Source organism: Lonepinella sp. BR2357 (assembly GCF_051851525.1).
GTDB lineage: Bacteria > Pseudomonadota > Gammaproteobacteria > Enterobacterales > Pasteurellaceae > Lonepinella.
In genome coordinates this window covers 89114-108223 of sequence record NZ_JBPDVG010000007.1, presented here as the reverse complement: position 1 = coordinate 108223, position 19110 = coordinate 89114, and the positions used below count along the sequence as shown (strand labels likewise).

Below are 19110 nucleotides of genomic sequence, written 5' to 3'. Positions count from 1 at the left end.
AAAATGATGTTTATGTATCTCTCTCACCCCTTAGATCCAAAAGATTTAGCATGGCCTGGTGAACCTACTGTAGAAGTGAATCGTTGTACTGATGTAAGCGAAGATTGCCCGTTTAGTAGTTTTCTTACCAAGTTACCCAACCATTGTGGTACACATATGGATGCACCCCGTCATTTCGTCAAAAATGGGTTGAGTATCAATGAATTGCCATTGGAGTATTTCTGCCACAAAAACGTGGCGTTACTGGAAATTCCCAAAGGAGAAGCAGAAGGCATTACCAAAGAAGATCTTGAACCCTATGCAGAGATTCTCTCTCAAGTGTCCTTTGCCTTTCTCCGCACAGGGTTTGAACAATATCGGGAAAGTAATCCGCTCATTTATCAACATGAATGTCCGTATATTTCAACAGGTGCGGGGCAATATCTGTCTGATAATTTTAGCAATTTAAAAGGGGTAGGCATTGATTTTCTCGCCTTGGGGTCGCCGTCAAAACGTGTGCCTGATGCGGAAAATCCGAAAAATTGCCATCGTGCGATTTTAGGCTATTACACAGGGCGTTTCACCACAGTCATTGAAGATATGCACTTATCTGAATTGCCTAAAAATGCCCAAATCAAGCAATTTTTCAATGCCCCTTGGCGAATTGTTGGGTTAGACTCCAGCCAAGTGACTTGTATTGTTGAACTTGAATAGTCTGTATTTTAGTGGGGAAAATAGCGTAATTTTTCCTCACTAAATTTAAGGATACTTTATGAAAAATACCAAATTAAGTTATATCTTTGCGCTTTTCTTTCTAACACTAAGCCTTACTGGTGCATTTTTAGCATCATTAATTGAACGTGATTTTGGGCGGATTGATGTCACCACCGTGAGTTTTATGACAGTAGAAAATAAACCCATGGTCGCCAAATTATATCGCCCAATTTCAGCCACAGCAGAAACACCGAAACCTGCGTTATTGGCGTTGCATGGTTATCAAAGTGATAAGGAAGCCACTAGCACTTTTGGAGCATTAGAGCTGGCAAAACGGGGTTTTGTGGTGTTAGCCATTGATCATTTTGGTCATGGTTATTCAACCCAATTACCCGCTGCCAATAAAAATATGAGTGGCGCAAATAATGGCTATCAATATCTGAAAACCTTACCTTTTGTGGATAAGGATAAACTGGGTATTTTCGGGCATTCCACAGGTGGGCTAAATGCCATTCGTGTGGCAAAATTAAATCCCGATCATAAAGCCGTAAATGGCTTGAGTAGCAGCGCAGGTGATAACGAATTACACAATTATCTTCTCACTCAAGGGCTTTATGAAGAAATTGGGGGCTACCGAGAAAAATCCTTTCCTGTCAAAGCATTAATTCATCATGAAAGCAGATTAACGGCTGTTGGATTGTCTACTAACGACACCTTACAATGGGATCATACCTACGGCAATAAAGAAGACGGTTCTGCTCGCCGAGTGGCGTTAGTTGATGGCACGCATTTAGGGGTGATGATCGCTAAACAAAGTAATAAAGAAGCGATTTTGTGGTTCAACCAAACTTTGCAAAATGGTCTGCAAGATCAGGATTGGATTAATCCAGATGAGCAAACCTATTGGTATAAAGAATTTGCGGGATTATTTGCTTTGTTTGCGGCCTTGGTTTCTGCTTTGTGTTTAGCCAATGCTTTATTGAAAAATGCCTACTTTTCCGCAATTACACAAACAGTTACTCATAAAATGGCGATTTCTAAAACTACATGGAAATTATTTGCCTTAGTGAATATTATTGCCACCATTATTCTTTACCCAATATTCACTCAATGGGGTGGGGCGAATGAACCTATTGCCTCTGTATTGCCTTTTATGCCATTGGAAATGGGCAATGGCATTGTACTTTGGTTAGTGGTAAGTGCGGTGATTAATTTGCTCTTTTTTGTATTATGGAAAAAAGGTTCTACGATTTCATTGCGTGAATTTGGTGTATTCACCAACAATTCATCTTTAACCACATTTAATCTGATTTCTCGTTCATTGTTATTAGCCATATTACTTACGGCTTGGTTATACGCCATAGCGAGTTTTGTCCATACTTACTGGGGGGTAGAATTACGTTTCCTTTGGCCGTTACTCAAACCACTCACTGCCGAACGCATGGATTTATTTTTAGTTTATTGGTTACCAATTTTATTTTTCTTCTTTGTATTCAATGGATTAATTATTGGTGTACAAATGAAACAAGAAAACGGGAAATCCTTTACATCCACACTTCTCACTTGGACAATTAAAACCAGCATTTTTGCCGCAGGTGGTTTAGTGATTTTATGGCTATTTCATTTTATCCCGAATTTTATGCAAATCGGTCCCGGTTTTGATGTGATTGGTTTACCACAATTTGGCGGACGTTGGATGATGATGTTAGCCGTCATTATTCCCCAATTTATTGTATTCAGCTTGATTAATCATTGGTGTTATTTAAAAACTGGCTATATTTATTTAGGCGTTTTCTTTACATCTATTTTAATGACGTGGATTTTGGTTGGAGGACAGGTCATTGGGCGATTTTTGATTTAGTTTGACCATTCATGTGTTAAGGAAAACATATTATTAACTTAGAGGGGAGAAGACGATCACCCCATATAATAAGATCTAAAATGGATTATTACTTTTTTAGCCTTATTCAAAACTTCCGTCTACAGCAATTCAGTTTAATCTAAGATTGAATCTTAAATTAAACTGAATTTTTTGCTAAGAAACACTAATCACATCATATTTACTCTAGCATGATGTCTGTTATAACAATTCCCGGCAGTGCAACAAAACATAAATGCGCGGTACTTTTTACGCTTTTTTCTTACCAATTCTCAACTGTTTCGCTGATAGCTCACTCACCACTTTTTGTCCGGTGCGTTGTTCCAATGCTACTCTAGCGGTGTGTGCTACTTCGCCACCTTGTTGAGCTACTTGTTTATTTTGCTCAAAATTTTCAGGGTTAACGGCATATGAAATGTCCTTGGCGGACGCTTCGGCAAGCATATTTAAAATCAGTTCGGTATTGGTCATATTATCTCGCAGATTTTCTTTTTTTAGCCCCTTGTGCTGTTTGTATTCTTTCACTGTTTTACCGCTCCACGCTTTGGTTAAAATATTGGTGAGAACGGCGAACTGTTGCCCTTCTTGCACGCCAGTGCGTTTCCATTCATCCGTGAGTTCTTTGCGGATTTCAATGCTTTTTAGGCGTTGGTTAATCCAATCGTCTGAATAGCCTAGTCGTTGGTAATCTCGCAACGCTCTTTCAATAGTGAGTTCAGGATCTTGCAGTTCATCTAACCGTTCACGTCCCACTTGGGCTAACCACAACTTAAATGGCTCGGCTTTAGGGGATGGAATGGATTGAATTAAGCGAAATATTTGCTCCGTGTCGGCGACATCGGTTAAACGCATTTTGCCGTCTGGGGATGGCATTTTCAACTGTACGATTTTTTCGTACAGTTCGCTCCCTTCTTTTTGTAGCTTGATTTTCAAGTCGCTCCAATAACGTCTTGGATTTTGGCTTTCAGTTAAAACCGCCACCACATCAATCACGGAAAAATACCATTTTTCTTGATTTTCGTCCCAGTGAGAACGAATTTCTTGTTGCTCAAAAACTTGTAGGCTCATTGTTTTTCTCATTCTATCTCAATTAATATACTGATTAAATTAACACTAAATTTTTAATCAGTCAATACTGTATAATTTGTTTTTATTAATCAATTTTTCCCTTTGATAAATAGGTTTTGGATAAACAGAAAATCTGGTGAACATGCCGATAAAATATATTTAAAAGTTATTTTATGCTAGAATCTTGCCAATATTTTTACGCTATTTAATTAACTGATAAATGAACTTGCCCACTGAACAATACGATAATTTACTCGCTGAAAAGTGCGAAAAACTCACCGCACTTTTTGCCCCTTTTCATGCTCCCAAATTAGAGATCTTTGCTTCGCCTACGCAACATTTCCGCATGCGAGCAGAATTTCGGGTGTGGCATGATGGGGATGATCTTTATCATATTATGTTCGATCAAGAAAGCAAAAAGCGTTATCGGGTGGACAATTTTCCTATCGCTAGTGAGCTGATTAATCAGATGATGCAAAGCCTATTGCCGTTATTAAAACAGCAAGATGTACTGCGAAATAGGTTATTTCAAGTTGATTATTTAAGCACTTTAAGCGGACAGATTATTGTGAGTTTGTTGTACCATAAAAACCTTGACGAACACTGGGTTGAACAAGCAAAACAGCTCAAACTGCGGTTGGAAAATCAAGGGTGTTCGGTACAAATTATTGGGCGAGCGTCCAAGCAAAAAATTTGTTTAGACCAAGATTATGTGGATGAAATTTTACCGATTAACGGTAAAAATTATGTCTATCGTCAGATAGAAAACAGTTTTACTCAACCGAATGCGAAAGTAAATTGCAAGATGTTGGAATGGGCGGTGGATTGTACACAAAATAGCCAAGGAGATTTACTTGAGCTTTATTGTGGTAACGGCAATTTTTCGGTGGCATTAGCTCAAAATTTTCGTAAAGTATTAGCTACTGAAATTGCCAAACCATCAGTGAATGCGGCACAATTTAATATTGTGGCCAATCACATTGATAATTTGCAGATTATTCGTATGTCTGCGGAAGAATTTACCCAAGCCATAAATGGCGTACGTGAATTTAACCGCTTGAAAGGTATTGATTTGAATGCCTACCAATGTAATACAATTTTTGTGGATCCACCACGTGCGGGGCTTGATGCGGATACCCTAAAATTAGTCCAACATTATGATCGGATTTTATATATTTCATGCAATCCGCATACCTTATGCGATAATTTGCAAACCTTAAGCCAAACCCATCGTATTGAGCGAGCCGCCTTGTTCGATCAATTCCCTTACACCGAGCATATGGAATCGGGTGTGTGGTTAGTGAGAAAATAACATGGAAGAAAATTACGCTAAATTTGTGAAACGTGCCAGCCAGCTTGCCATTGCTGTGGCGAGTATGCTGATTTTAATTAAAGCCTTTGCTTGGTGGCAAACTGGATCCATTGCGATTCTCGCCGCTATGACGGATTCCGTGGTGGATTTATTTGCGTCGATTACCAGTATTTTAGTATTGCGTTTTGCCCTGTTACCGCCCGATCATAATCATGCGTTTGGACATGGTAAAGCGGAATCGTTGGCCGCTTTGGCACAAAGTGCGTTTATTGCGGGTTCGGCGGTATTCTTGCTGTTGCAAGGCATCCACAAATTAACCAATCCGCAATTTATCGACAATTCAGAAATGGGGATTTGTGTCAGTGTTATCTCCATTGCGTTTACTGCTGCGTTAGTGGGCTATCAGAAAAAAGTGATTAAACTGACCGAAAGCCCTGCCATTCAAGCGGACTGTTTGCATTATCAAACGGACTTATTGATGAACGTCGCCATTCTTGTGGCGATGTTGTTAAATATGTATGGTTTTATTTATGCGGATGCGATTTTTGCCATTGGGATTGCACTTTATATTGCCTATAATGCCTTTAAAATGGCGTGGGATGCGTTGCAAATTTTACTGGATAAGGCGTTGCCACAGTACGAAATCGACCAGATTAAAGTCATGGCAGAACAGCATCGTAATATTCTCGGCATTCATAGTATTTGTACTCGCCGTGCCGGTGCGGTGCGGTTTATTCAACTGCATTTAGAATTAGATGACAGTTTAACTTTATATCAAGCCCATCGCATTACCGATGAACTGGAAGATAAAATTCATGCCCTATTTCCCAATGCCGATATTATTATTCATCAAGAGCCGAAATCGGTGGTGGATTTAGAAAGGGCTCAAGGTTTGATATGATTCAACTGATTTGTGAAACTGAAAATTCCGAATTTTTCACCGCACTTTGTGCAGAGCAAGGGTTAATTCACACCCCAGACAGCCCATTAGCACTGGTACAAACGGCTGTCGGGGACGAAGTGCGGTTGGAATTACGCAAGTTAGATGAACCTAAATTAGGTGCGGTATTTGTGGACTTTGTCGGTGGTGCCATGGCACACCGCCGTAAATTTGGTGGTGGGCGTGGTGAAGCCGTGGCAAAAGCGGTTGGTATTAAAGGCAGTGAATTGCCTACGGTCATTGATGCGACTGCAGGCTTGGGGCGAGATGCTTTTGTGTTAGCTTGTATTGGCTGTCAAGTTCGCTTGGTAGAACGTCATCCCGTCGTCAGATTATTATTGCAAGACGGTTTACGCCGTGCCTATCTTGATCCTGAAATTGGTGAGATGTTACAGCAGAATTTACAGCTTTTGCCGGTGTCAAGCATTCATGAACTGGACCCCAAACAACATAAAGCTGATGTGGTTTATCTCGATCCCATGTATCCCCATAAACAGAAATCCGCCTTGGTTAAAAAAGAAATGCGTCTGTTTCAACACCTTGTGGGGGCGGATGAAGATGCCGACCTGTTGCTTGCTCCTGCCTTGCAATTAGCACAAAAACGTGTGGTGGTGAAACGCCCCGATTATGCGGAATTTCTCGTCCAAAAAGCACCGCAGTTTAGCCGAGAAACCAAGAATCATCGCTTTGATGTGTATCTTACGTCGTTATTTATTGACAACTAATCTTGAACCATCAACATAAGTGATTGATTTAGCCACATTAAGTAAATCTATTTTAGAACCATTATTCGTGGCAGTAATAAACGGTTTAGGTAATTTGGCCACGGGAATAGGTAAGGCAATTTGCACTTCTTGACCGCCTACTAAACCTTTTTTATTGAAGTTAACGGGAATATCGTAATTTAGCACTAACTTCTTATCACTCAAAAAATTAGACGCCCAATGAACTGTTTTAATCGCTTTTTTACCCACATTTTTAATTTTGTATTTAAAGGAAATCATTGGCTGTTTTTGCTCATCCACTCCGCTATCAACCCCAAGAAATTGCAATGAAATAGATTGATTAAAACGTTTAAGCAACACCTCTTTGCTCGTTTCTGTTTGTTTGGCGGTAGATTTTGAGGATTGCGCCGTTTTAGCATTGGCTTGTACCGCCACAAGTGCAGATAACGTGATGGCCATTAAAGCCGGAAATAATTTCATAATGTTCTCCTATTAATCATAGTCTAAAAAGTTACAATACTCATTGTACCTTTATTCGTGAATGCTGTAAAAATTTTCTCAGGATCTAACCGCTGATTATTTTTTTCAACTGATACAAATAACTCAACGCCTGTTTTGGGCTTAACTCGTCTGGATCGAGTTTTTCTAACATCTCTAACACTTCGTTTTTACTTTCATCTTCATTTAACAAAGGTAACTCGGCCTGAAGTGATAAAATATCCGATTTTTTCACCGCACTTTTATTTGATAATTTCTCAAGCTGCGTTAATTTCTGCTTGGCTAACTTAATCACATTTTTTGGCACACCCGCTAACGCCGCCACGGCTAAACCATAACTTTTACTGGCGGCCCCCTCTTGCACATTGTGCATAAAGGCAATGCTGTTGTTATGTTCCAACGCATCTAAATGCACATTTACTGTGCCACTAAGCTGTTCAGGCATCGCAGTCAGTTCAAAATAATGAGTAGCAAATAAGGTTAAACAACGGATTTGATTCGCTAACCATTCGGCACAAGCCCACGCCAGTGATAAACCGTCATAGGTAGATGTGCCACGTCCTATTTCATCAATCAAGACTAAACTTTGTGCGGTGGCTTGATGGAGGATATTTGCCATTTCGGTCATTTCTACCATAAAAGTAGAACGCCCAGATGCCAAGTCGTCACTGGCACCAATCCGTGTAAAAATACGGTCAATAGGGCCAATCACCGCTCGTTCCGCAGGCACAAAACTACCGATATAGGCCATTAAGGTAATCAAGGCGGTTTGTCGCATATAAGTACTTTTACCGCCCATGTTCGGCCCTGTAATAATCAATAAATGACGCTCTTGATTAAGCTCCACAGGGTTGGCAATAAACGGATCTTTTAATACTCGTTCCACCACGGGATGACGGCCGTTTTCAATGTTAACCCCAATTTCATCACTAAATTCGGGTTGTACGTAATGTAAGCTGTCTGCACGTTCGGCCAAATTGACCAACACATCCAATTCCGCCAAACTCAAACTAGCCAACTGCAAACCGCCTAAGTGCGGTAGAATTTGATCGAAAATCTCATCATAAAGCTGCTTTTCTAACGCCAAACTTGCCCCTTTAGCTTTGAGAACTTTATCTTCGTAGGTTTTTAATTCCGGAATAATATAACGTTCGGCATTCTTCAAGGTTTGACGGCGAACATAGTGAATCGGTGCTTTGTGAGCTTGCCCTTGGCTAATTTGAATGTAGTAACCATGTACCGCATTAAATCCGACTTTCAAGGTATCAATCCCTGTGGTTTCTCGTTCACGGCGTTCTAAATCGTCTAAATATTGGGTTGCCCCTTGGGCTAAACTTCGCCATTCGTCTAATTCGGCATGATAGCCTTCGGCGATCACGCCACCGTCACGGATTAACAGAGGCGGATTGTCAATAATCGCTCGTTCTAGCAAATCTAAAATGCGTGGAAATTCGCTGATTGCTAAGGAAAGTGCGGTGAATTTCTCCGAATTTTTGAGAACTTGATTAATTTCAGGTAATTGTGCTAACGCCAAGCGTAAACGAGAAAAATCTCTTGGGCGAGCGGTGCATAATGCCACTCGAGCTAAAATCCGTTCCATATCGCCCACTTGTTGCAACAAGGGTTGTAGTTGATCAACTAAATCCAGTTGCAAGATTTCCGCAATATAGCTGTGACGTAAACGTAACTTTTCCACTTGACGAATCGGTTGATGCAACCAACGTTTTAGCAAACGGCTCCCCATCGGTGTCACACATTTATCCAATACCGCAGACAAGGTATTTTCGGCGCCACCACTGAGATTTTGGGTCAATTCCAAATTGCGTCGAGTAGCCGCATCTAATTGAATATTCTCACTATGTTGAATAAGGCTGATGCTTTGAATATGGGGTAATGCCGTGCGTTGGGTGTCTTTCACATATTGAATTAAACAGCCAGCCGCACATAAGCCTCGCACGGCTTTCTCCACCCCAAAGGCGGTGAGATTTTGTGTACCGAATTGACGATTAAGTAACTGTATGGCTGTACCTAATTCAAATTCCCAAATAGGACGACGGCGTAAGCCTTTGCTGTTGGCAAGCATATCCATTTCAGCAAAATCTTCGCAATATAATAATTCGGCAGGAGCAAGCCGTTGCAATTCAGCTTTTAAGGTTTCTTTATTTTCAGGTTCGCTAATTTGAAAACGCCCTGAACTCATGTCAATAGTAGCTAAACCAAATTTATCTTTTTCTTGATAAACGGCCACAATCAGATTATCTAAACGTTCCGGCAACAAATTTTCATCACTCACCGTGCCTGGTGTAACGATACGTACAATTTTGCGTTCAACAGGCCCTTTACTGATAGCTGGATCGCCAATTTGTTCACAAATCGCCACACTTTCGCCCAACTGCACTAATTTGGCTAAATAGCCCTCTACCGCATGATATGGCACGCCTGCCATAGGAATCGGTTCTCCTGCGGAGGCACCACGTTTCGTCAGTGAAATATCCAATAGGTGAGCGGCTTTTTTCGCATCATCATAAAACAGCTCATAAAAATCGCCCATGCGATAAAACAACAGAATATCGGGGTTTTCTGCTTTAAGCGTTAAATATTGTTTCATCATGGGGGTGTGTTGTGGATTTATCATCATAAGGAGTATCCAGTTATATTCTTAATTTATCAATTTTTAATTGATGTTTTAATATGTCTTACTTTTTTTATATACTATCACAATACCTTATTTTAGTGCATATCTACTTTCTAGTTACACCGCTATCACCCCAAAGACAATATTTTTCCTTTATGGAAAAGATCTAAAAATTTTTCATCAAATCCTAAAATTGTGATCTCGATCACGTTAATCATTTTTAAAATAAAATATACTGTAAAAAAAAACAGGATTTAAACCATCTAAAAGATCAAAAATCAATAACAGGAGTAGTTATGAAATCATTAGTACTAGATTCAGGTAAATTGTACATTCGTGATAAAGACGTTCCAACCACTGTTGGGGATGATGATGTAGAAATCAAAATTCATACCGTAGGTATTTGTGGTAGTGATGTACATTACTATAAACACGGAAGAATTGGCCCTTTTGTGGTGAAAGAGCCGATGATTTTAGGACATGAAGCATCAGGAATTATCACTAAGGTCGGCAAAAATGTTAAGCATTTAGCGGTTGGTGATCGGGTTTGTATGGAACCTGGTATTCCGAATTTATCGTCTATTCAATCTAAATCAGGTTTTTATAATTTAGATCCAGAAGTCAGATTTTGGGCAACTCCACCCATTGATGGTTGTTTGCGAGAATCTGTTGTACACCCAGCCGCATTTACTTTTAAACTCCCTGATCATGTGAGTTTTACCGAAGGGGCAATGGTTGAACCTTTGGCTATCGGTATGCAATCAGCAACAAAAGCACAAATCAAACCTGGGGATATTGCTCTTGTCATGGGGGCAGGTCCAATTGGTGTGATGACGGCATTATCTGCATTAGCAGGTGGTTGTGCTGAAGTCATTATTTGTGATGTCGTAGATGATAAATTATCTATTGCCGCACAATATCAAGGTATTCATACGGTAAATAGTAAAACTACCAATTTAGTTGATGTCGTCAAAGAATTTACAGATGGAAATGGCGTAGATGTACTCTTTGAATGCAGTGGTTCGCCCAATGCAATCGCTCAGTTAACCGATTATGTTGCCCCAAATGGTACAGTTGTCTTAGTGGGTATGCCTATTTCTCCGACACCGATTGATATTGTTTCAGCACAAGCTAAAGAGATTACCTTTAAAACTATTTTCCGCTACGTCAACATGTATCCGAAAACCATTCGTTTGTTAGCCTCTGGAAAAATTAATCTAAAACCGCTAATTTCAGCTGTTTATAAATTTCCACAAGCGGTTGAAGCATTTGATCGAGCAGCCTCTGGCAATCCACAAGATGTAAAAATTATTATTGAAATGGAGTAAATAACAATGGGGATCTATGTAGGTGTTGACTGTGGTACGCAAAGTACTAAGGTTATTTTAATTGATACAAACAAAAGCAAGATCTTAGCTGAAGCCTCATCTCCACATGAGTTAATCAGCGATACCAATGGCAAAAGAGAACAACAACCGCAATGGTGGATCTCTGCTTTTATTGAAGCCTTTAAACAAGCAATTAAGCAAGCAAAGATAGATCCCCAAGAGGTTCTTGCCATATCTGTTTCAGGTCAACAACATGGTTTGGTGGTATTGGATAAAAAAGGATTACCTTTGTACCCTGCCAAACTGTGGTGTGATACTGAAACTGCGGTGCAAAATGAGCAACTTTTACAGATGATAGGCGGTGAAGAACAATGCTTAGCAAAACTGGGATTAGTGATTGCAACGGGATATACTGCCTCCAAATTACTTTGGTTAAAGCAATCTTATCCTGACATTTGGCAACAAGTGGATAAAGTATTGCTTCCGCATGACTATATTAATTACTGGCTAACAGGACAAGCGGTAATGGAATATGGTGATGCGTCTGGCACTGGATTATTAGATATCTATTCTCGTTGTTGGAATAAAGATGTGATTGAACTCATTGATAAAGATGGCATATTAACCAATGCGCTACCTACTTTAATCAAAAGTAATACCGTTGTTGGCAAATTGAAAGCAGATATCGCTCAACTGTTGAATTTAAATCCTGATGTGTTGGTGGCATCAGGGAGTGGTGATAATATGATGGGTGCCATTGGCACAGGAAATACGAAAGATGGTATTGTAACTATGAGTCTAGGCACCTCTGGGACGTTATATGCTTATTCTTCAACACCAATAAAACCTGCATCAAAACTGATAGCCAATTTCTGTTCAGCTAATAATGGCTGGTTGCCATTAATCTGTACAATGAACGTCACCTCTACGACATCCTTATTACAAAAACTATTAAAAATAGATTTAACGGATTTTAATCTTGCAGTTTCATCTGCGCCTATTGGAGCAAATGGCATCACAATTTTACCATTCTTTAACGGCGAAAGAGTTCCAGCATTACCTACTGCCAAAGCAAGTATCTATGGTTTAGATTATAACAATTTTACGGTTGAGAATTTATGCCGTGCAATGGTTGAAGGAACAACTTTGGGATTACGTTATGGGCTAGATTTATTTAGACAGAAAGGGGTAAACCCCACCCAAATTCGCTTAATTGGTGGCGGTGCTAAAAGTCCAATATGGCGACAAATCGTTGCGGATATGATGAATTGTGAAGTCATTTGTTTAGCCTACTCCGAAGCAGCTGCATTGGGTGCAGCTATTCAAGCGGCCTTGGTTCATATTTGTTCTTATTCTACGAAAGATGAACAACAATTACTCAATGAATTAACCGATCAATTTGTTATTTTAGAGCAAAGCACTTTAACCACGCCCAATATTCAAAACGTACAGCAATATGAAAAAGTGTATACAAAATATTGTGCCATTTTAACCAAAAACTATTTGGAAGATTAACTATGACAAATTCATCAGATTATTTACTGGAAGTCACTGGTATTAGTAAAAAATTTGGCGAAGTAATCGCATTAAAAAATATTGAATTTGCCTTAAGACGTGGTTCTATTCACGCTTTATGTGGTGGCAATGGTGCGGGAAAATCCACCTTTCTCAGCATATTAATGGGATTTATCCAACCAGATACAGGGCATATTTTTATTCAAGGAAAAGAATGTCATTTCGCCACCCCAAAACAAGCCTTACAAGGTGGAATAACCATTGTTCAGCAAGAATTAAGCGGTATTCCTGATTTATCCGTAGCGGAAAATATTTACTTAGGCAATGAGCCGAAAAAGATGGGCTTTGTAGATTTTGAACAACTGAATAAACAAGCTCAGGCGTTATTAGATGATTTAGGTTTTAATGATATTTCAGCTAAAACCAGATTGCGAGATTTAAGTGTAGCAGAACAACAATTAGTGGAAATTGCTAAAGCACTTTCTCATTCTAATGCCGATATTATCATTATGGACGAACCAACCTCTGCCATTGGTGAGGAAGATACCTTGAAATTATTTCAAGCGATTCGCCAATTAGCTGAAAAAGGTAAAGGGATTATTTATGTTTCTCACCGTCTTTCTGAAATTTTTGAAATTGCCGATACCTTTACGGTGTTTCGTGATGGTACGTATATTTATGAGGGAGAAATCGCAGACATTACCCGAGAAAAACTCATTGAATACATCATTGGTGGCGAATTAAGTCAGGAATTTTCTAAATATAACAGCCCAACAGAAAATGTCGTATTGGAAGTGAATAATCTACATTGGAATCATTTTCTTGAAGATATCAGTTTTAATCTAAAACAAGGGGAAATCTTAGGTATATACGGCTTAGTTGGATCTGGACGAAGTGAAATTCTCGATCTGCTGTTTGGTTTAGAAAAACCTGCCTCTGGTTCAATCCGCTTTAAAGGCAACACACTTCAGTTAAATTCACCACAACAAGCTATTGAAGCAGGTCTTGCTTATGTGACTGAAGATAGGAAAGAAACAGGCTTAGTGTTGTGCCTTTCTGTCGGTGAGAACATTAATTTATCTTCTCTTAAAGAGGTCACAAAATCAGGCTTAATTAATGATAGTCAAACCAAAGCCAGAGCCATAGATATGATTAAAAAATTCAATATAAAAACACCAAACCAAGATCAAAAGGTGATTAATTTAAGCGGCGGAAATCAACAAAAAGTTATTTTAGGCAAATGGGCATTGTTAGATCCTGAAATATTGCTATTAGATGAACCGACTCGAGGCATTGATGTGGGTGCTAAAAAAGAAATCTATGATTTTATGTCTGATTTTGCCAATCAAGGGAAATCTATCATTATGGTGTCCTCTGAATTACCTGAAATTATTGGTATGAGTGATCGTGTCATTGTTTTAAAAGATGGAAAAATCAATGGCATATTATCAAGAGATGAATTAACTCAGTCCAAACTAATGAATTTGTCCGTATAACTTTCTTCAATAATAAAAGGATATATTATGAAAAACAATGTGTTAAAACAGAATATGAATAAATATGGCATTATTTTAGCCTTTCTTGTGCTGTGTATTGTAATCTCTATTGCGGGGGAAATTTGCGTTTATTATGGTTATTGGGCAGATAACTATTTTCTAAGCAAAGATAATGCGTTGATCGTGTTAAGACAGGTGTCAATTAACGGTATATTAGCTATTGGTATGACTTTCGTTATCATCACAGCTGGGGTTGACCTTTCAGTGGGGGCAGTACTGGCTTTGGCTGGTATTGTGGCCGCTCGTTTTGCCACAACAAATAGCGGTTTGGCGATTGGCAATACCGATATGGCATTATGGTTGCCTATTTTTGTGGCAATTTTGGTTGGAGCGATAGCTGGATTTATTAATGGTGCTGTCATCGCAAAATACAACTTACAGCCCTTTATTGTGACAATGGGTATGCTTTCTATTGCAAGGGGATTAACTTTACTTTCCACAGATGGTAACCCAGTTTCTCAGCTAAATTCAGATTTTCGTTGGTTAGGAAATGGTTATTTATTTGATGCTATTCCAATCCCTATTATTTTGTTCTTACTGATCTTTATTTTTGCTTGGATTGTGTTGAATAAAACCACTTTTGGTCGCTATGTTTATGCAGTAGGTGGTAACGAAAAAAGCACCAGAACATCAGGTATTAATGTTAATAAAATCAAAACCCTTGTTTATACCCTTTGTGGTGTACTTTCTGCCATCGCTGGATTAATTCTTACAGCACGAACAGGTTCCGCACAAACCAACGCAGGAACAGCTTATGAATTAGATGCTATTGCTGCTGTCGTTATTGGGGGAACCAGTATGGTAGGCGGAATTGGTACATTAATGGGAACATTCTTTGGGATTCTAATTATTGGTGTGTTAAACAATGGACTGGATTTATTAGGGGTGCAATCTTATTATCAACAATTAATTAAGGGGGTATTAATCGTCGTCGCAGTGATGTTAGATCCGTCAAGAAAAATTCGCAGATAGTTTTAGGGTCTGTTGACCCTATTTAAACACTCAATCTTTTATTTAATCCAAAGAGGAAAATGCTATGAAAAAATTACTATTAACATCTATTGCTCTCGCTGTTTCATCTGTTGCAGTGGCACAACAAACACCTGTTAAAATTTCTATTTTAATGTATGGTATGAAAGCAGAATTTGTTCAACTAATGGATAAATATGCCAAAGAACATCCTGCAGTTAAACAGGGTATTGCAACCCTAACGGTTTATGACGGTCGTTATGATCCGCTTGTACAAAACAATCAAGCGGAAACCGCTATCCAAACCAAGACTGATGCTATTGTCATTAATCCGATGGATTATGAAGCCAATATTGATGTCGTCACCATGGCAAATAAAGCCAATATCCCCGTGGTGGTCACAAATGCTCGTTTAAATACCGATAAAATGACCAGTGAAGTCGTTTCAGATGATGTAGAGGGTGGTTATTTAGAAGCGAAAGCGGTATTAGAAAAAATGGGATGCAAAGGCAATGTGGTGATTATTGAAGGTCCTAAAGGGGGATCGGGTGAAATCCAACGTGGTCAAGGTAACGAAAAAGCTATCGCAGAATGTGGCAAAGATAACATCAAAATTCTAGAACGTAAAACCGCTAACTGGTCACGTTCAGAAGCTATTCCATTAATGGAAAACTGGCTACAAAAACACCGCGGTAAAATCAATGGTATTATTGCTCAAAATGATGAAATGGCATTAGGTGCCATTGAAGCCATTCAAAGTGCGGGGCTAAATGTGAATGATTTTGCAATTGCTGGGGTGGATGGTGTCAGTGATGCGATTTATGCCGTAAAAGAGAAAAAAATGACCTCAATTTTGCAAGATGCTAAAGGGCAAATTCAAGGTTCTATTGATGTGGCTTTAAGAGCAGTTATTGGCGATAGTTATCAACCAATGTCCGATATTTGGGAACAATACAAGGGAAAAATGGAGTGGAATGACGGTAAATCCAAACGTTATGATGTACCTTGGACAAAAGTGACTTTGGATAATGCAGATCAGTTGTTGAATAGTCGGAAATAATCTACACATTTATTTGTTGTTAATAGTGTTACATCTTTTATAAAAATAAATAATGAGATGTAACACTACTTTTTGTACAAATGGAAAAATTTGTAGATAAAATTCCATTAAATATTCAACATTTCCGCATCATCAATAAAATACTGGTTCATATCAAAGGCTGGTTTGGCATCTCGATCTTTGCCGATAATCCGAGCTGGCACGCCAGCAGCAGTGGCATGTTCAGGAACAGGTTGCAACACCACGGAATTGGCCCCGATTTTGGCGTATTTGCCCACTTCAATATTGCCGAGAATTTTTGCTCCCGCCCCGATCATCACGCCCTCACGGATTTTAGGGTGACGGTCGCCGGTTTCTTTGCCTGTACCACCGAGTGTGACACCTTGTAAAATAGACACATCATTTTCAATTACAGCAGTTTCCCCCACCACAATGCCGGTGGCATGGTCGAACATAATGCCACAACCAATCCGTGCGGCGGGGTGAATATCCACATCAAAGGCGACTGAAATTTGGTTTTGTAAATAAATGGCAAGTGAACGGCGTTCGGTTTGCCATAAATGATGGGTAATGCGGTAGCTTTGAATGGCGTGGAACCCTTTCAAATAAAGCAACGGAGTTGACCATAATTCCACCGCAGGGTCACGTTGGCGGACGGCGTGAATATCGCAAGCGGCACTTTCAATAATACTCGGTTGATCCTGATACACATCTTCGATAATTTCACGCAAGGTAATGGCGGGCATGGTGGCGGTGGCTAATTTGTTCGCCAGAATATAGCTCAACACACTGCCCAGATTTTTATGCTTTAAAATGGTGGAATGGAAAAAGCTCGCTAACACAGGTTCGTGATCCACCAATTCCTTGGCCTCATCACGAATTTTCTGCCATACCTCATTCAACATGGTTTACTCCCTTATTCTGCTTTTTTCTCACGCCCTAATAATGCCATGGCGGCATCTTTGGCGTTTTTATGTTGGAACAACACTTGATACATTTGCTCTGTAATCGGCATTTCCACCCCTTGCCGTTGGGCTAACAACGTGGTTTCCTTGGTATTATAATAACCCTCCACCACTTGACCAATCTCTTGCATGGCTTGTTCTGCTGACACACCTTGCCCCAACATTAGGCCAAAACGACGGTTACGAGATTGATTGTCAGTACAGGTTAACACTAAATCGCCCAAGCCTGACATGCCCATAAAGGTTTTCGGATCTGCACCTAAAGACACCCCTAATCGGCTGATTTCGGCAATGCCACGGGTAATCAATGCGGTTCTGGCATTGGCGCCAAAACCCATACCGTCCGACATGCCCGCCGCAATGGCAATCACGTTTTTCACCGCACCGCCGAGCTGTACGCCGATCATATCTTGATTTAAATACACTCGAAAATGCTTACTGCAATGAATGCGATTTTGTAATTCCACCGCAAATTGTGGATCGTTAGACGCCAAGGCAATCGCTGTGGGTAAACCGGCGGCGAGTTCTTTGGCGAATGTTGGGCCAGATAACATGGCCAAAGGATAATGCGTCCCCAACTTTTCTTCAATCACCGTTTGCAATAACCGCCCTGTATCTCGTTCCAATCCCTTTGTTGCCCACGCAATACGGCTATCGGGGCGTAAGTGCGGTTTAATTTGATCGATCACCTCCGCAAATACATGGCTTGGTACCACGATCAACAAATCTCGGGATTTTTGCACCGCAGTTTTAAGATCCGATTCAATATGCAACGCCGTAGGAAAGGGAATTTCCGGCAAGAAACGGGCATTTTGTCGGGCATTTTCTAATTGACGACAATGCTCAGGGTTGTGTCCCCAAAGATAAGTGGGGAAGTTATTACGGGAAAAGGCAATGGCTAAAGATGTGCCATAAGATCCAGCCCCGAGAACGCTAATTGGTGTTGGAGTGGTCATGACTAACGCCTTAAAATTGGATAATGAGGGCGGAAATCGCAATCCGCCCCGACAATTTAATTAATGAGTCGTCGGTTTTTCCGCTTGCTCTTCTTCTTGCTCAATGCGACGTAAATGTTCCATAAACAACGCATCAAAATTGACTGGCGCAAGATTCAACGCAGGGAATGTACCACGATTCACTAAGCTCGAAATTAATTCACGTGCATAAGGGAACAGCATATTCGGGCATTGTGACGTTAAACAATGGGCCATTTGCATATCTTCCAAACCGCTAATCGTAAACACACCGGCTTGTTTGACTTCGCAAATAAAGGCGACTTCTTTGCTGTCCTCCATAGTGGTTTCCGCCGAAATGTTTAACACCACTTCGTACAAATCATCACCCAATTGTTTCGCCTCTGTGCTTAAATCAAAGCTCAAATTCGGTTTCCATTCTTGATGAAAAATATGCGGTAAATTCGGCGCCTCAAAAGACACGTCTTTCACATAAATACGTTGAATTTGAAAAACCACTTCAGGTTGTTGTTCTTGTGTTGGTGCTTGTGTTTCTTCAGTCATATAAAATCCTTATTTCACTAATGGTAAATTGGCAGCGTTCCAACCCGCAATGCCCTCTTGTAACGCATACACTTCGCTAAAGCCTTGTTTTGACAAGATTTCCGCAGAGGTATTCGCCACGGCACCGGTGGCACACACTAAAATCATTGGCATCTCTTTATGTTGTTCTAGTTTGCCTAAATTGTGTTTCTTAATATCGCTTGGCAAAAATTGTTTACTATGAATAATGTGGCCACGTTTAAACTCGTCAATACTACGCAAATCAATCACCACGGCATCTTTGTTATTGATTAACGCCACCGCTTGTGAATTTGTAATTAATTTCACTTTGCTTAAGGCAGATTTGACGAATACATAAATGGTTGCCACAAAAATAGCGACCCAAGCGACCACTAACAAGGTATGGTTTTTGGCAAATTGTGTTGCCAACGGCATAAATTCTTCCATATT

17 protein-coding genes are annotated in these 19110 nt (G+C 39.9%); 10 read left to right on the top strand and 7 right to left on the bottom strand.

The window, feature by feature from the left end; all coding sequences use genetic code 11:
* Positions 1–6 precede the first annotated feature (6 nt).
* The gene (locus tag ACTG7L_RS06130) at positions 7–693 is read left to right on the top strand and encodes a cyclase family protein (RefSeq protein WP_439327862.1); all 687 of its coding nucleotides are present in this window, start codon (positions 7–9) and stop codon (positions 691–693) included.
* A gap of 58 nt (positions 694–751) precedes the next feature.
* Entirely contained in the window at positions 752–2554 is a 1803-nt protein-coding gene (locus ACTG7L_RS06125) for an alpha/beta hydrolase (RefSeq protein ID WP_439327838.1), read from the top strand.
* A gap of 267 nt (positions 2555–2821) precedes the next feature.
* Here ACTG7L_RS06125 and ACTG7L_RS06120 read toward each other — a convergent pair whose 3' ends face one another.
* Positions 2822–3640 carry a BRO family protein gene (locus tag ACTG7L_RS06120; protein ID WP_439327837.1) on the bottom strand — a complete coding sequence of 273 codons (819 nt, stop codon included), beginning with the start codon at positions 3638–3640 and terminating at the stop codon, positions 2822–2824.
* A 220-nt stretch (positions 3641–3860) separates the two neighbouring features.
* On the opposite strand from ACTG7L_RS06120, the gene trmA reads away from it, so the two are divergent.
* Genes trmA through ACTG7L_RS06105 form a run of 3 tightly spaced genes read left to right on the top strand, consistent with a single transcriptional unit; the run spans position 3861 to position 6617 of the window.
* Entirely contained in the window at positions 3861–4952 is a 1092-nt protein-coding gene (trmA, locus tag ACTG7L_RS06115; RefSeq protein ID WP_439327836.1) for a tRNA (uridine(54)-C5)-methyltransferase TrmA, read from the top strand.
* Between the two features lies 1 nt (position 4953).
* Positions 4954–5853 carry a cation diffusion facilitator family transporter gene (locus tag ACTG7L_RS06110; protein WP_439327835.1) on the top strand — a complete coding sequence of 300 codons (900 nt, stop codon included), beginning with the start codon at positions 4954–4956 and terminating at the stop codon, positions 5851–5853.
* Entirely contained in the window at positions 5850–6617 is a 768-nt protein-coding gene (locus ACTG7L_RS06105) for a class I SAM-dependent methyltransferase (protein ID WP_439327834.1), read from the top strand. Before ACTG7L_RS06110 ends, ACTG7L_RS06105 begins: the two co-directional genes overlap by 4 nt.
* Here the strand turns inward: ACTG7L_RS06105 and ACTG7L_RS06100 are convergent.
* On the bottom strand, positions 6600–7097 hold the full coding sequence (locus ACTG7L_RS06100; RefSeq protein WP_439327833.1) for a hypothetical protein: 498 nt from the start codon (positions 7095–7097) through the stop codon (positions 6600–6602). The genes ACTG7L_RS06105 and ACTG7L_RS06100 overlap by 18 nt on opposite strands.
* 85 nt (positions 7098–7182) lie before the next feature.
* Complete coding sequence (mutS, locus tag ACTG7L_RS06095; RefSeq protein ID WP_439327832.1) at positions 7183–9753, bottom strand: DNA mismatch repair protein MutS; 2571 nt, start codon at positions 9751–9753, stop codon at positions 7183–7185.
* A gap of 293 nt (positions 9754–10046) precedes the next feature.
* Here mutS and ACTG7L_RS06090 point away from each other — a divergent pair, with 293 nt between their 5' ends.
* The 5 genes from ACTG7L_RS06090 to ACTG7L_RS06070 all read left to right on the top strand — a co-directional run bounded on the left by ACTG7L_RS06090 (position 10047) and on the right by ACTG7L_RS06070 (position 16178).
* A complete protein-coding gene (locus tag ACTG7L_RS06090; protein ID WP_439327831.1) occupies positions 10047–11078 on the top strand; it encodes an NAD(P)-dependent alcohol dehydrogenase in 1032 nt (343 codons plus the stop codon).
* Between the two features lie 12 nt (positions 11079–11090).
* A complete protein-coding gene (gene xylB / locus ACTG7L_RS06085; RefSeq protein WP_439327861.1) occupies positions 11091–12593 on the top strand; it encodes a xylulokinase in 1503 nt (500 codons plus the stop codon).
* Between the two features lie 2 nt (positions 12594–12595).
* Complete coding sequence (locus tag ACTG7L_RS06080; RefSeq protein WP_439327830.1) at positions 12596–14089, top strand: sugar ABC transporter ATP-binding protein; 1494 nt, start codon at positions 12596–12598, stop codon at positions 14087–14089.
* Positions 14090–14116: 27 nt separating this feature from the next.
* A complete protein-coding gene (locus ACTG7L_RS06075; RefSeq protein ID WP_439257525.1) occupies positions 14117–15121 on the top strand; it encodes an ABC transporter permease in 1005 nt (334 codons plus the stop codon).
* A 64-nt stretch (positions 15122–15185) separates the two neighbouring features.
* Positions 15186–16178 (top strand): substrate-binding domain-containing protein, encoded by a 993-nt coding sequence (locus ACTG7L_RS06070; protein ID WP_439257524.1) that lies wholly within the window; start codon positions 15186–15188, stop codon positions 16176–16178.
* A gap of 107 nt (positions 16179–16285) precedes the next feature.
* On the opposite strand, the gene cysE is transcribed toward ACTG7L_RS06070, so the two are convergent.
* The 4 genes from cysE to ACTG7L_RS06050 are packed head-to-tail and all read right to left on the bottom strand — an operon-like array spanning position 16286 to position 19107.
* A complete protein-coding gene (cysE, locus tag ACTG7L_RS06065; RefSeq protein ID WP_439257523.1) occupies positions 16286–17083 on the bottom strand; it encodes a serine O-acetyltransferase in 798 nt (265 codons plus the stop codon).
* Positions 17084–17094: 11 nt separating this feature from the next.
* Complete coding sequence (gpsA, locus tag ACTG7L_RS06060; RefSeq protein ID WP_439240284.1) at positions 17095–18099, bottom strand: NAD(P)H-dependent glycerol-3-phosphate dehydrogenase; 1005 nt, start codon at positions 18097–18099, stop codon at positions 17095–17097.
* 60 nt (positions 18100–18159) lie between these two features.
* Entirely contained in the window at positions 18160–18660 is a 501-nt protein-coding gene (gene secB / locus ACTG7L_RS06055) for a protein-export chaperone SecB (RefSeq protein WP_439257521.1), read from the bottom strand.
* A 9-nt stretch (positions 18661–18669) separates the two neighbouring features.
* Positions 18670–19107: a rhodanese-like domain-containing protein gene (locus ACTG7L_RS06050; RefSeq protein WP_439240288.1), complete on the bottom strand. Its 438-nt coding sequence runs from the start codon at positions 19105–19107 to the stop codon at positions 18670–18672.
* Positions 19108–19110 lie beyond the last annotated feature (3 nt).

Coding starts and splice junctions, on each gene's coding strand:
- ACTG7L_RS06075 (WP_439257525.1), top strand. CDS start 14,117: ATGAAAAACAATGTGTTAAAACAGAATATGAATAAATATGGCATTATT.
- ACTG7L_RS06090 (WP_439327831.1), top strand. CDS start 10,047: ATGAAATCATTAGTACTAGATTCAGGTAAATTGTACATTCGTGATAAA.
- trmA (WP_439327836.1), top strand. CDS start 3,861: ATGAACTTGCCCACTGAACAATACGATAATTTACTCGCTGAAAAGTGC.
- ACTG7L_RS06100 (WP_439327833.1), bottom strand. CDS start 7,097: ATGAAATTATTTCCGGCTTTAATGGCCATCACGTTATCTGCACTTGTG.
- ACTG7L_RS06070 (WP_439257524.1), top strand. CDS start 15,186: ATGAAAAAATTACTATTAACATCTATTGCTCTCGCTGTTTCATCTGTT.
- cysE (WP_439257523.1), bottom strand. CDS start 17,083: ATGTTGAATGAGGTATGGCAGAAAATTCGTGATGAGGCCAAGGAATTG.
- ACTG7L_RS06120 (WP_439327837.1), bottom strand. CDS start 3,640: ATGAGCCTACAAGTTTTTGAGCAACAAGAAATTCGTTCTCACTGGGAC.
- ACTG7L_RS06080 (WP_439327830.1), top strand. CDS start 12,596: ATGACAAATTCATCAGATTATTTACTGGAAGTCACTGGTATTAGTAAA.
- ACTG7L_RS06130 (WP_439327862.1), top strand. CDS start 7: ATGTTTATGTATCTCTCTCACCCCTTAGATCCAAAAGATTTAGCATGG.
- mutS (WP_439327832.1), bottom strand. CDS start 9,753: ATGATGATAAATCCACAACACACCCCCATGATGAAACAATATTTAACG.
- ACTG7L_RS06105 (WP_439327834.1), top strand. CDS start 5,850: ATGATTCAACTGATTTGTGAAACTGAAAATTCCGAATTTTTCACCGCA.
- secB (WP_439257521.1), bottom strand. CDS start 18,660: ATGACTGAAGAAACACAAGCACCAACACAAGAACAACAACCTGAAGTG.
- ACTG7L_RS06050 (WP_439240288.1), bottom strand. CDS start 19,107: ATGGAAGAATTTATGCCGTTGGCAACACAATTTGCCAAAAACCATACC.
- ACTG7L_RS06110 (WP_439327835.1), top strand. CDS start 4,954: ATGGAAGAAAATTACGCTAAATTTGTGAAACGTGCCAGCCAGCTTGCC.
- ACTG7L_RS06125 (WP_439327838.1), top strand. CDS start 752: ATGAAAAATACCAAATTAAGTTATATCTTTGCGCTTTTCTTTCTAACA.
- gpsA (WP_439240284.1), bottom strand. CDS start 18,099: ATGACCACTCCAACACCAATTAGCGTTCTCGGGGCTGGATCTTATGGC.